The sequence below is a fragment of the Aurantimonas sp. genome (assembly GCF_964217435.1).
GTDB lineage: Bacteria > Pseudomonadota > Alphaproteobacteria > Rhizobiales > Rhizobiaceae > Aurantimonas > Aurantimonas coralicida.
On record NZ_CAXPJM010000022.1, the window covers coordinates 151,783 to 163,691 of the forward strand.

Here is an 11,909-nt window from a genome sequence, read left to right on the forward strand (position 1 = left end):
GCGGTCACGGTGGCGCAGAACCGTGCGTGCAGGATAGTCGCATGCCCGCATCACGACAGGCCCCCGCCCCGCGGGTCCGACTCTGGCGCTCCCTCGGGTTCCGCCTGTCGCTGGTCGTCGTGCTGGCGGTCATGGTCGGCGTCACCAGCACCGTCGGCTTCTTCGTCTACCAGGACTTTCGTCAGACGGTCACGGCCGAAGAGAACCGCCTGAAGAGCTCGGCCGCCGCTTTCGCCGCCGCTGCCTCCAACGCCATCGCCGAAAACGACCGCCGCGGCACGCTGGAGGTCCTGCGCGGGATCCGTGACCTGGCCCATGTGCGCTACGCCAGCGCAGCCGATTCCGAGGGCCGGACGGTGGCCGAGATCGGAACCTCGGAAGCCCTCGTCAGCACCGATCGCAGTCTCGGCGACGGGACGCTGACGTCGGTGTTCTTCGCCGACACGATCACCGGGGCCGCTCCCGTCCGCAAGGGCGGCATCGTCGTCGGCACGATCGCCATTCATGCCGACATCGCCTGGCTGCGCGGCCTGTATCTCCACAATCTCCTGATCTCGCTCCTGGTCGGCGCCTCCGTCCTGGCGGCGACGGTTCTGGTTGCGTGGATGCGGATCACCCGGATCATCGATCCGCTGCGTGCCCTGGCCGGCGAGTTCGCCGATATCGGCGCGCGTTCGGACCTGTCGAAGCGGCTGCAGGTGACCTCGAACGACGAGGTCGGCGTTCTCTCCGGGGCCTTCAACGACATGTTCGCCCGCATCGACGAACGCGACCGGCTGCTGCAGCGCCACCGCGAGACGCTGGAGGACACGGTCACCCGGCGCACCGCCGAAATGCGCAGCGCCAGGGACGAGGCCGAGCGGGCCAATGCCGCCAAGTCGGAATTCCTCGCCACGGTCAGCCACGAGATCCGCACCCCGATGAACGGCATGCTGGTCATGGCGGAGATGCTGTCGGCGGCGCCGATCCCGAGCCGCTATCTGCGCCATGCCGAGATCATCCTGCGCTCCGGGCGCGGGCTCCTGAACATCCTCAACGACATTCTGGACATGTCCAAGATCGAGGCCGGCCGCCTCGACCTGGAAGAAATCCCGCTGTCGGTGGACACCCTGGTCGAGGACGTCGCCAGCCTGTTCGCCGAAAAGGCCCGCGAGAAATCCCTGTCCATCGCCACGATGATCGACGCCGACGTGCCGGCCGAGGTGATCGGCGATCCGGTCCGCATCTCCCAGGTGCTGACCAACCTCGTCAACAACGCCCTGAAATTCACCGAGACCGGCGGCGTCACCATCGCGGTCGAGTGCCTTGCGCCCAGGGACGCCGGCGGGCCCCCGATGCTGGGCTTCACCATCCGCGACACCGGCATCGGCATCCCCGCCGACAAGCTGGGCAAGCTGTTCGGCCGCTTCACCCAGGCCGACCAGACGATCACCCGCAAGTTCGGCGGCACCGGCCTGGGTCTCGCGATCTCCAAGCAGCTGGTGGAGGCCATGGGCGGCACCGTGCGGGTGACCAGCGAGGAAGGCGTCGGCTCCTGCTTCGGTTTCGAGGTTGCGCTGGAGATTCATCGATCCGCGCCGCGGCCGCAGAGCCTTGCGGGCCGCACGATCCGGCTTCTCGACGCCGACCCGATCACCGCCGAGGCGACCGCCGCCTTGCTCACCCGGCGCGGCGCCACGGTTCTGCGCGGCGACGACACCGGTCCCGCGCCGGCGTTGGTCCTGATGCACGAGGCGCATCTGGCCCGTCTGGCGACCACCTCACCTGCACATCCGCCGATCGTGGTGCTGCGGGCCAGCGACGCCCGCGTCGCGGAGGGCGAGAGCGCCGAGATCGCGGTCGCAGGGACCATGGCGCTGCCGCTGCGCCGCAGCGAGATCGAGCATCTGGCGCAGTCTCTGACGACCGGCGATTTCTCGGCCCTGCGCGACGACACTCCGGCCATGGAGACCGCGGCGAAGCTGCCCGACATGACCGGTCTGCGCGTCCTTGCGGTCGACGACGTCGCGGTCAATCGTGAGGTGCTGAAGGAAGCCCTGGCCACGCTCGGCGTCACCGCGGCGCTGGCCGAGAGCGGCGAAACCGCCGTGGCGATGATCGAGCGGGACGCCTACGATATCATCTTCATGGACTGCTCCATGCCCGGCATGGACGGCTTTACGGCGACGCGCCTCATCCGCGAGGGCGAGCGGCATGCCGGCCGCCAGCCCGCGACCATCGTCGCGCTGACTGCCCACAAGGACCCGGGCGGCGCCGGCGAGTGGCAGAGCGCGGGCATGAACGCCTATCTCACCAAGCCGTTCACGATCCCGCAGATCTCGCGGGTCTTGGGTGATTTTGCCGGCACGCGCCCGGCGAACGACCAGTCCGGATCGGAGCCGGACGGCCCGTCCGCCGACGCCCCGTCGCAGGCCCATGCCAGCGGTCCCCTGCTCGATCCGGCGACGTTGGACATGCTGGCATCGCTGGTGAAGCGCAGCGGCCCGGCGGTTCTGCAGAAGATCGTCGGCCTGTTCGCCGCCAACGCACCGAAGGCGCTCGCCGACCTTCGGGAGGCCGTCGCGGCCGGCAGCGACGAGACGGCCCGGCTGGCCCACGCGCTGAAATCCATGTGCAACAGCGCCGGTGCCGCCCGCGCGGCCGGGCTCTGCGGCGCTGTCGAGGCGGCGGCCCAGGCGGGCGAGCCGATCGCGCCCGGCATGCTCGACGAGATCGCGGCCACGTTGTCCGACAGCCACGCCGCCCTCGCGGCACTCGCGACCGCGCCGGACGCCGATGCAGCCGATGCAGCCGAGCAGTCGGCATGAAGCCGGTCCGGGACATCACCGCCCGGACGACGCCTCGGACACGCGAAAGCTCAAATGCGAAACGCCGGATTCACCTCGTCCTAAAGGCTTGTGAGCTAAGAAGAATTCGTCATCTCACCACAACCGGCACCCTGACAGAGGAGGCATGACATGACGCACCGTCTGAATGCCTTCGCAGCCTCGACCAGTGGCAATGTCGCCGCCATCGTGGCCTTGCTCACGCCGCTCCTGATTTTCATCATGGGCAGCGTCGTCAATCTCTCGACCGCTCAATCCGCCCATTCCCGCCTGCAGAGCGCTGCCGACAGCGCAGCCCTGGCGGCCGCGCGCGAACTCTACATGGCCAACAGCCGGCCGGAGGTGCTGAAGAGCGTCGCCTATTCCTTCGCCATGACCAATCTCGGCAACCAGGCCGAAGGCGTCTCGATCGACGTCAAGATCGGCGGGCGATCGGATGCGACGGCTGCGGAATCCGCCATTTCCACCGAGGTCACGGTCACGCTCAACAAGGATTTCGGCAAGTCGCTGCCCATGCCCGACCTGACCGGCGTGATCGGCGAACTCACGGCCAGCGCCACGGCGCGCATTGCCGGCGGTGGACGCATCTGTGCGATCGCGCTCACCAAGGAGGGCAAGAAGGCCATCGACATTTCGGGCAATGCCCAGGTCCAGGCAGCCGATTGCGCGGTCTATTCCAACTCGATCGATCCCAGCGGCCTGTCGGTCACCAAGGTCGCGAAGCTCTCGAGCGAACTCGCCTGCTCCTCCGGCGGCTATGACGGGATCGAGTCGAACTACGAACCCTTGCCGCTGACCGATTGCCCGGCCGTCAGCGATCCCCTGACCTCGCGCATTCCGCCGGTCCCGACGAAATGCGATCACAAGAACCAGAAGATCTCGAACAACAACCAGATCCTGTGGCCCGGCACTTATTGCGGCAATCTCCAGGTCAGCGGCTCGAAGATCACCCTGCGGCCCGGCACCTACATCTTCTGGGATGCCAAGGTGAAGCTCCACAAGGGCACCGAGATCACCGGCGATGACGTCAGCCTCGTCTTCATCGGCAAGAACTCCAGCCTCGATCTGAAGAACGATTCGTCGATTTCCCTGTCGGCCGCGAAGGACGGGCCGATGGCCGGCATCCTGATCTACGCCGACAGCGAGAAGGACAGCGGCCGCAGCTTCAAGATCGAAAGCGCCAACGCCCGTCGCATGATCGGCACGATCTACCTGCCCAATGACGAGCTCACCATCGGCGGCGACAAGAATGCCGATGGCAAATGCGACATCACCGCCGCCGACGATCCGGCGGATACGGGCTCGCCCGGCTGCAAGTCCAATGTCGGCGAGTTCTCGGACTGGACGGCCCTCGTTGCGGACAAGATTACCATCACCTCGGGCGTGAAACTGGTCCTCAACGCCAATTACGCCGATTCCGACGTGCCGGTCCCGGCCGGCGTCGGCCCGGTCGGCGGCAATATCGCACTCAGCAAGTAAGCGCGCTCGCCACGCGGGAGCCTGTCTCAGGCGTCCGCGAACGCGCCGGGATTGCGACGCCAGACCGAATAATTCAGGCACGCGGCCAGCCCGGCCCAGGCGAGATACGGCACCAGCAGCCAGCCCGCGATTGCATCGATCGGCGCGAACAGCGCAATGTTCACGGCGATCGCGCCGGCCATCGCCACGACGTCGGCAAAGGCGAGACCCGGCCGGTGCAGGCCGAAGAACAGGCCCGACCAGGCGGCGTTGAGGACGAGCTGCAGGCCGTAGACGGCGAAAGGCAGCGCCACCAGCCCGGCGGTCTCATAGACCCGCCAGCCGGCCACCGCGATCATCAGGTAGAGAATTGTCCAGACGATCGGAAAGGCGAGGTTCGGCGGTGTCCAGCCCGGCTTTTCGAGGCGGGCGTACCAAGGCCCTGGCTTGAACACCACGCCGCTGATCGCGACGACCGCGACGATGGCGATGAAGACGAGAAGGCTGGCGATCGCCGCAAGGCTCATGATGATCTCCCGATCGGAATGGATCGTGGCGCCGTCCGCAGGGGCGGACGCTCACCGGATATAGGGTGGCGCGGATCACGAAAATCCGCGACGGATTGTCTAGAGAAACGGGCTCCGCCAGATCCAGATCGCCACCGCGGCGAGCACCGCGATGGGAACGCAGATCTGCAACGGCCGCAGCCGCTCCACGGGCAGCGGCCCGTCGTCGTTCGGTGCTGCGACCCGGTCGAGGATTGCGAGACCGGCAAAGCCGGCGATCTGCAGAAGCGCCGCGATCAGCGGAAACGCCCAGATCGTCGCCACGAGGCTGGCGACGCCGGCGATAAACAGCCCGAGCATGGCGGCGATCTCGGCAATGGCCGCACCGCCCGGTTGGCTGAGGCTCACCCCGCGCCGCACGCCGGCAATGAACAGCAGCACCGATGCGCCCCAGAACAGGGTGAGATTCAGCGCCAGGAAGGACTGGGCCTCGGGCGCGAACCACAGGGCCAGCCCGCCGGCGATCAGCGGCAGCATCGCCCCATAGGCGAACAGCCGGTCGATCGGGGGCGACCCGGCCGGCTCCCCTCTCCTGCGCTCGCGGCTGTCCATGTCGGCCCTTTCCTTTGCGGGGGCCAAACGGCAACGACCCCGCCGGGTTCCGGCGGGGTCGTGGACGCGCGGTGTTCGGATCGCCGCTTGCGAGCGACGTGCCGCCTAGTTGCGGATCATCTTCGGCAGCCAGAGCGAGACTTCCGGGAACACCGTCAGGATGACCAGCGTCAGCACCAGCGGCACATAGAGCGGCATCATCTTGATCAGGATCTGCCGCATCGACACCCGCGTGATGTCGCTGAGCAGGAACAGCGCCAGCCCCATCGGCGGGGTCAGCAGCCCCAGCATCAGGTTGAAAATCGTCACGATGCCCAGATGCACCGGATCGACGCCCGCCATGTGCAGCGGCTGGGCGATGATCGGCACGACCAGCAGCGTCGCCGTGGTCGAATCCAGGAACATGCCGACGATCAGCAGCAGCACGTTGACCACAAGGAGCAGCATCAGCGGGTCCGTGCTGACGGTCAAGAGCCAGCGCGCCGCCATCTGCGGGATCTGCTCGATCGCCAGGATCCAGCCGAAGATCGACGCAGCGGCGACGATGATCAGGATGGCCGAGCTGCTCTTCACCGTCTCATAGGCCGAGCTCAGGAGATGCTCGACGGTGAGCGTGCGATAGACGAGACCGCTGATCAGGAGCACGTAGACCACCGTGACCGCCGCCGCTTCCGTCGGCGTGAAATAGCCGAGCAACATGCCGGCGACGAGCAGCACCGGGGTCATCAGGGCCGGCAGCGCCGGGACGAAATCGGCGCCGAGCTGGCGCAGGGTCGGCCAGCGGTCCGAGCGCGGGAAGTCGTGGCGATAGGCGAGGATCGCCACGGTGATCATCAAGAGGATCACGCACATGATCGCCGGGATGATGCCGGCGAGCAGCAGCTGCACGATCGAGACGCTGGTCACCGAACCGTAGATGATCAGCGGGATCGACGGCGGGAAGATCGGCCCGACCACCGCCGAGGCGCCGGTGAGCGCGCCGGCGAAGCCGCGGTCGAAGCCGCGCTCGGCCATCGCCTTGACCTCGATCTTGCCGAGGCCGCCGACATCGGCGAGCGCCGCGCCGCTCATGCCCGAGAAGATCAGGCTGGAGACGACATTGACCTGGCCCAGCCCGCCTGGCACCCGACCGACCAGCGTGTCGGCGAACTTGAAGATCCGCTCGGTGATGCCGGCCTGGTTCATCAGATTGCCGACGAAGATGAAGATCGGCACCGCCACCAGCGGGAAGGAATCCAGCGCGTAGCTCATCCGCTGGCCGATCAGCTCGATCGGGATGTTGCCGAGAAGGACGTACAGCACCGACGGGATCAGGATGGCCAGCACCACCGGCCAGCCCAGAAGGAAGGACAGCGCGAAGCCGCCCAGGATTGCGAAACTGCTCATCGAATAGGCCTCGTGCGGGCGCGTGGCCCTAGATGTGCACCACGTCTTCGCTCGGCTGTTCCTGCGCGAAGGTCACGTAGAGGGGGTCATGGCGCCAGGCCTTCAGGGTCTGCAGCGCAAATTCGACGGCCGCCAGCGTCAGACCGAGGAAGCCGGACGCGAAGAAGATCCAGTAGGGGATGTTCAGTGTCGGCGTCGCATTGTCGAGATTGCGCAGCGTGGCGATGGCGACCGAGGTCGCGGCCACCGCGAAGGCGATGCCGCCGGTAGCGGGGATCGCCACCCGCAGCATCCGGCGCAGCCGCTCGGGCAGGGCCGACAGCACCTCCTCCATGCGGATCGAGGCGCCGGACGAGACGACATAGGGAAGCGTCACGAACACCACGCAGATCAGCATGAAGCGCGCCAGTTCCTCCGCACCCATGAAGGGTCGCGAGAAGAACTGCCGCAGCACCACCTGCAGCACGGGCAGACCGATCATCACCGCCAGAAGCAGCACCGAAACGGCGCGGAACACCCGCCGGACCGGTTCGAGAACGCGGTCGGCCGTGCCCACCCGGGCATCGGCATGGGTGACGTCGAGATAGTCGTCGGAATTCAGATCGCTCATGGCACAATCCACGGCAGGGAACCCCCACCGGCAGGCGGCAGGGGTTCGCGGGTTGTCGATCGTGGCCTACTGGATGGCGCGGATGCGCTCCATGTACGGACCCCAGCTCGGGAAGTCCTTGGCGACCTGTGCGTCGACGCCGGCGCGGAATGCCTCGATGTCGAGGCCGTCATCGGCGGTGATGAAGGTCATGCCCTTGTCGGTGAGTTCGCCGACGAGGTCCTTCTCGGCCGTCATCGCCTGCTCGAGCGTCTCGTCGGCCAGCGTGTCGAGGGTTTCCAGGATCGCGGTCTGGTCCTTCTCGTCGATCGACTGCCAGACATCCTCGTTGATGAAGACCGGCAGCACGTTCTGCATGTGGCCGGTCAGCATGACGTGGGTCTGCACCTCGTAGAGGCCGTTGGCGTTGATCATGGTGAGCGGGTTTTCCTGACCGACGACCATGCCGGTCATCAGCGCGGTCGGCAGCTCGCTGACCTCGACCGGGGTCGGGATGGCGCCGAAGCCGGAAACCATCGTCGTCCACAGCTGCAGCGGCACGCCGCGGAAGGGCTTGCCCTCCAGGTCGGCCGGCGTCCTGACCGCTTGGTTGGCGGTCATCTGCCGGGCGCCGCGGAACAGCCGGCCGATGATGCGCATGCCGCCCTTCTCGACGAGCTGCGCGTTGAATTCCTGCATGACGTCGGAGGTCTGCGGATCGGTGGCGGCCAGAGCATGGGCGCCGTCGCGATAGACGAAGGGTGCCGAGAACACCGCGATGTCGTCGACGAGCTGCGCCAGCGAGGCGAATTCATGGTGCCCCATGGAGATCGAGCCGCTGCGCACGCCGTCGATCAGTTCCTGCACGCCGCCGAGCTGCGAATTCGGGAAGACGGTGACGGTGACACGCTCCTCCGTCGCCTCCGGAATCCGCTCCTTCGCGCGTTCCGCATACCAATGCTGGATGTCACCTTCCGAGCCCACATGGGCGTAACGCAAGTCCACGGCCTGTGCGCCGGCGGTGGCGCCAGCAAGCGAGAACCCACAGGCAGCAAGCCCCAGAGCGAGTTTCTTGATCAATGACACGTCGTTTCCTCCCGAATTGACGATTGTCCCCCGTCCGTTTGCCAAAGGCTCCTCCAACGGACTAGAGAATTCTGGCATACCAAATTACATTTGCCTAGCCCGGTGCGGAGGACGATCGGGCCGGCAGGTTTTCGCGCCGCGCTGGGAAGGCGGGGCGCACATGGGAGGACGGAACATGACGACGATCGGATTCATCGGCCTGGGCCTGATGGGCAGCGGCTTCACCAAGCGGCTGCGCGAACTGGACTATCGCGTGATCGGCCACGACCGTGAGGCGGAGAAGGTTTCGGCCGCCGCCGCCTGGGGCGTCGAGCCGGCCGGCTCGCTGGCCGCTCTGTGCGCCGAGGCCGACATCATCGCGCTGTGCCTGACCACCAGCGACGCGGTGGCGTCCGTCGTCACCGGCGCGGACGGCCTCGTCGCCTCGCGCAAGCTGTCGGGCCGGACCGTGGTCGACTTCTCGACCACGGAGATGGCAGTGACGCATCAGGTCGCCGCGGCGATCGAGGCAGTCGGCGGCCGGTTCGTCGATGCCCCGGTCTCCGGCGGGCCGGGCGCTGCCGAGACCGGCAATCTGGCGATCATGTTCGGCGGCTCCGAGCCGGCGGCGAAGGCGGTCACGCCGATGCTCGAGCAGCTTGGCCGCGCCACCCATATGGGCGCCATCGGCACCGGCCAGGCGACCAAGCTGGTCAACCAGGTGCTGTGCCTGACCAATTACTGCGTCGCCGCCGAAGCGCTGCGGCTGGCGCAGGCCTACGGTGTCGACGCCGCCAAGATCCCGCATGCACTGGAGCCTGGCCTCGGCAATTCGGCCGTTCTGCAGGCGATCTATCCGCGCATGGTGGAGGAGGATTTCGCGCCGCGCGGCTATGCCCGCCAGATCCTGAAGGATTTCGAGATGCTGCATTCGGCCACCAAGGCCCAGCATCTCGCTCTTCCGATGAGCGCCCAGGCCATGACGATGTTCCGCATGCTGGTCGCGCAGGGCGATGGCGAGCTTGACGGCTCGGCCGTCGTCAAGCTCCTTCCGAAGGTCGGCCGCAAGGCCTGACGCCTCGCGGCGCCGGCGGCGCCTCGGGGGTTCGATCCGGACCTTCGATCGCCGACCGGCCTGCCCTTCGCCAGCCTCACGGGAGACCGCCATGGACGCGCCCCTTCTCGACGACCTCGCCATCGTCGATGCCCACCACCATCTGTGGAAGATCAGCGAGAACTACCTGCCCTGGCTGTGCGATGCGCCGCCGATCCCGTTTCGCTATGGCGACTACGGCGCCATCCGGCGCGATTACATGCCAGACGACTATCGCCGCGACACCGCCGGGCTGACGATCGCCGGCAGCGTCTATATCGAGACCGAATGGGACCCGGGCGACCCGGTCGGCGAGACCGCATGGATCCACGGCGTCGCCGAGGCGAACGGCTTTCCCGATGCCGTGGTTTGCCAGGCCTGGCTCGATGCCGACGACGTCAGCGACGTTCTGGCGCGCCAGAGCGCTTATGCCCGCGTGCGCGGCGTCCGTCACAAGCCGAAGGCTGCCGGCAGTCCGGGCGCGGTGGTGCGCGATGCGCCGGGATCGATGGGCGACATGACCTGGCGGCGCGGCTTTTCGCTGCTGGAACCGCACGGCCTGTCCTTCGACCTGCAGACGCCTTGGTGGCATCTGGAGGAAGCCGCCGATCTGGCGGCGGCCTTCCCGCATACGCAGATCATCCTCAACCACACCGGCCTGCCCTCCGACCGCAGCCGCGAAGGCCTCGACGCCTGGGCGGCGGCGATGAGACGTTTCGCCGAGGCACCGAATGTCGCCGTGAAGATTTCCGGCCTCGGCGTGCCGGGTGCGCCCTGGACCGCCGAGAGCAACCGCGAGATCGTGCTGACGACCATCGAGACCTTCGGCGTTAGGCGCTGCATGTTCGCCAGCAACTTCCCGGTCGACAGCCTTGTCGCCTCCTACCGCACGATCTTCGAGGGATTCTCGCAGATCACCGCGGATTTCTCCCGCGACGAGCGCGCCGCCCTCTTCGCCGACAACGCCCGGCGGCTCTACCGCTTCGCCTGACCACGCGCCCGGCGACGAACCGTGTCGCGAAGGCCTCGCAAAGACCGCCCGAAAGGGTTGCGCAGGCCACGCCCGATGTGATCCCTACCGGCCATCGCCGACGCGCATTCGCACCGGCCCCGCCGCCAACAGGAAGCCCGCCATGACACTGTCCGACTATCTTCCCGCCGACCATGGCGATGCCGTCCTCGTCGGCCGCATCCACGATCCCGAAGTCTCCGGCCCGACCGTCGTCGTCCTGAAGGACGACCGTTTCGTCGATGTCTCGGCCATCGCCGCGACCATGTCCGAGCTTCTCGAGACCAACGATCCGGTTGCCCGCCTCGCCAGCGCGAGCGGCGGCAAGAGCTGGTCGGCCGAAGGGATCCTGTCGGCCTCGCCCTCGGATTCGACCCGCCCGCATCTGCTCGCGCCCTGCGACCTGCAGGCGGTGAAGGCCTGCGGCGTCACCTTCGCGCGCTCCATGGTCGAGCGGGTGATCGAGGAACGCGCCAAGGGCGATTTCGCCCGCGCCAAGGCGATCCGCGAGGAGATCGCCGCGGTCATCGGCGGCGCCTTGTCCGACATCAAGGCCGGTTCGCCCGAGGCGAGCCACGCCAAGGAAGTGCTGCAGAAGGGCGGCTACTGGTCGCAATATCTGGAGGTCGGCATCGGTCCGGATGCCGAGGTCTTCACCAAGGCGCCGGTCCTGTCCTCGGTCGGCCATGCCGCCGAGATCGGCATCCTGCCCTCCTCGGCGTGGAACAACCCGGAGCCGGAAGTGGTGCTGGCCGCCAATTCGCGCGGCGAGGTGGTCGGCGCAACGCTCGGCAACGACGTCAATCTGCGCGACGTGGAAGGCCGCAGCGCGCTGCTCCTCGGCAAGGCCAAGGACAACAACGCCTCCTCGTCCATCGGACCGCTGATCCGGCTGTTCGACGACCGCTTCACCATGGACGACGTGCGTGCCGCCGAGCTCGATTTGACGGTCACCGGCACCGACGGCTACGTCCTGGAAGGACGCAGCTCGATGCGCGAGATCAGCCGCGATCCGCTGGATCTCGTCGCCCAGACCTGCAGCCGCCACCACCAGTATCCGGACGGCTTCATGCTGTTCCTGGGCACGCTCTTCGCCCCGGTCGAGGATCGTGACGTCGCCGGCCAGGGCTTCACCCACAAGCTGGGCGACACGGTCGAGATCGCCAGCCCGCGCCTCGGCCGGCTGGTCAACACGGTCACCCACACCGACAAGGCGCCCGAGTGGACCTTCGGCATCGCGGAGCTGATGCGCAATCTGGCCGCCCGCGGCCTCATCGGCACCCAGCGCGCCTGACGATGCCTGGCGGCCGGTCCGGGGGCGATCCCCGGCCGGCCCGATGTCCGGCTTCGGCCGGCTGGCTCTGAC

10 protein-coding genes are annotated in these 11,909 nt (G+C 67.4%); 5 read left to right on the forward strand and 5 right to left on the reverse strand.

Annotated elements, in window-relative coordinates; genetic code table 11:
* Positions 1–41: 41 nt before the first annotated feature.
* Both ACEQX1_RS10005 and ACEQX1_RS10010 read left to right on the forward strand, forming a co-directional pair.
* Complete coding sequence (locus tag ACEQX1_RS10005; RefSeq protein ID WP_370196793.1) at positions 42–2,807, forward strand: ATP-binding protein; 2,766 nt, start codon at positions 42–44, stop codon at positions 2,805–2,807.
* Between the two features lie 150 nt (positions 2,808–2,957).
* Complete coding sequence (locus tag ACEQX1_RS10010) at positions 2,958–4,304, forward strand: TadE/TadG family type IV pilus assembly protein (protein WP_370194632.1); 1,347 nt, start codon at positions 2,958–2,960, stop codon at positions 4,302–4,304.
* Positions 4,305–4,330: 26 nt separating this feature from the next.
* Here the strand turns inward: ACEQX1_RS10010 and ACEQX1_RS10015 are convergent, their stop codons facing one another.
* From ACEQX1_RS10015 to ACEQX1_RS10035, 5 genes are all read right to left on the reverse strand, one after another.
* Positions 4,331–4,810 (reverse strand): TspO/MBR family protein, encoded by a 480-nt coding sequence (locus ACEQX1_RS10015; RefSeq protein ID WP_370196794.1) that lies wholly within the window; start codon positions 4,808–4,810, stop codon positions 4,331–4,333.
* Between the two features lie 99 nt (positions 4,811–4,909).
* Positions 4,910–5,401, reverse strand: a complete 492-nt coding sequence (locus tag ACEQX1_RS10020) for a DUF3429 domain-containing protein (protein ID WP_370194629.1) — start codon at positions 5,399–5,401, stop codon at positions 4,910–4,912.
* A gap of 105 nt (positions 5,402–5,506) precedes the next feature.
* Positions 5,507–6,787 (reverse strand): TRAP transporter large permease, encoded by a 1,281-nt coding sequence (locus ACEQX1_RS10025; protein WP_370194627.1) that lies wholly within the window; start codon positions 6,785–6,787, stop codon positions 5,507–5,509.
* Positions 6,788–6,815: 28 nt separating this feature from the next.
* On the reverse strand, positions 6,816–7,397 hold the full coding sequence (locus ACEQX1_RS10030) for a TRAP transporter small permease (RefSeq protein ID WP_370194626.1): 582 nt from the start codon (positions 7,395–7,397) through the stop codon (positions 6,816–6,818).
* Positions 7,398–7,463: 66 nt separating this feature from the next.
* Entirely contained in the window at positions 7,464–8,462 is a 999-nt protein-coding gene (locus ACEQX1_RS10035) for a TRAP transporter substrate-binding protein (protein WP_230788479.1), read from the reverse strand.
* Here ACEQX1_RS10035 and ACEQX1_RS10040 point away from each other — a divergent pair.
* The 3 genes from ACEQX1_RS10040 (at position 8,398) to ACEQX1_RS10050 (ending at position 11,837) form a co-directional block, all read left to right on the forward strand.
* The gene (locus ACEQX1_RS10040; RefSeq protein ID WP_370196795.1) at positions 8,398–9,516 is read left to right on the forward strand and encodes an NAD(P)-dependent oxidoreductase; all 1,119 of its coding nucleotides are present in this window, start codon (positions 8,398–8,400) and stop codon (positions 9,514–9,516) included. The two genes, ACEQX1_RS10035 and ACEQX1_RS10040, sit on opposite strands and share 65 nt — an antisense overlap.
* A 91-nt stretch (positions 9,517–9,607) precedes the next feature.
* On the forward strand, positions 9,608–10,525 hold the full coding sequence (locus ACEQX1_RS10045) for an amidohydrolase (RefSeq protein ID WP_370194623.1): 918 nt from the start codon (positions 9,608–9,610) through the stop codon (positions 10,523–10,525).
* Positions 10,526–10,667: 142 nt separating this feature from the next.
* Positions 10,668–11,837, forward strand: a complete 1,170-nt coding sequence (locus tag ACEQX1_RS10050) for a fumarylacetoacetate hydrolase family protein (RefSeq protein ID WP_370196796.1) — start codon at positions 10,668–10,670, stop codon at positions 11,835–11,837.
* Positions 11,838–11,909 lie beyond the last annotated feature (72 nt).

Bases quoted from the DNA above. Each gene is read 5' to 3' on its own strand.
- ACEQX1_RS10050 (WP_370196796.1), top strand. From the start codon at position 10,668: ATGACACTGTCCGACTATCTTCCCGCCGACCATGGCGATGCCGTCCTC.
- ACEQX1_RS10005 (WP_370196793.1), top strand. From the start codon at position 42: ATGCCCGCATCACGACAGGCCCCCGCCCCGCGGGTCCGACTCTGGCGC.
- ACEQX1_RS10010 (WP_370194632.1), top strand. From the start codon at position 2,958: ATGACGCACCGTCTGAATGCCTTCGCAGCCTCGACCAGTGGCAATGTC.
- ACEQX1_RS10015 (WP_370196794.1), bottom strand. From the start codon at position 4,810: ATGAGCCTTGCGGCGATCGCCAGCCTTCTCGTCTTCATCGCCATCGTC.
- ACEQX1_RS10045 (WP_370194623.1), top strand. From the start codon at position 9,608: ATGGACGCGCCCCTTCTCGACGACCTCGCCATCGTCGATGCCCACCAC.
- ACEQX1_RS10020 (WP_370194629.1), bottom strand. From the start codon at position 5,401: ATGGACAGCCGCGAGCGCAGGAGAGGGGAGCCGGCCGGGTCGCCCCCG.
- ACEQX1_RS10025 (WP_370194627.1), bottom strand. From the start codon at position 6,787: ATGAGCAGTTTCGCAATCCTGGGCGGCTTCGCGCTGTCCTTCCTTCTG.
- ACEQX1_RS10030 (WP_370194626.1), bottom strand. From the start codon at position 7,397: ATGAGCGATCTGAATTCCGACGACTATCTCGACGTCACCCATGCCGAT.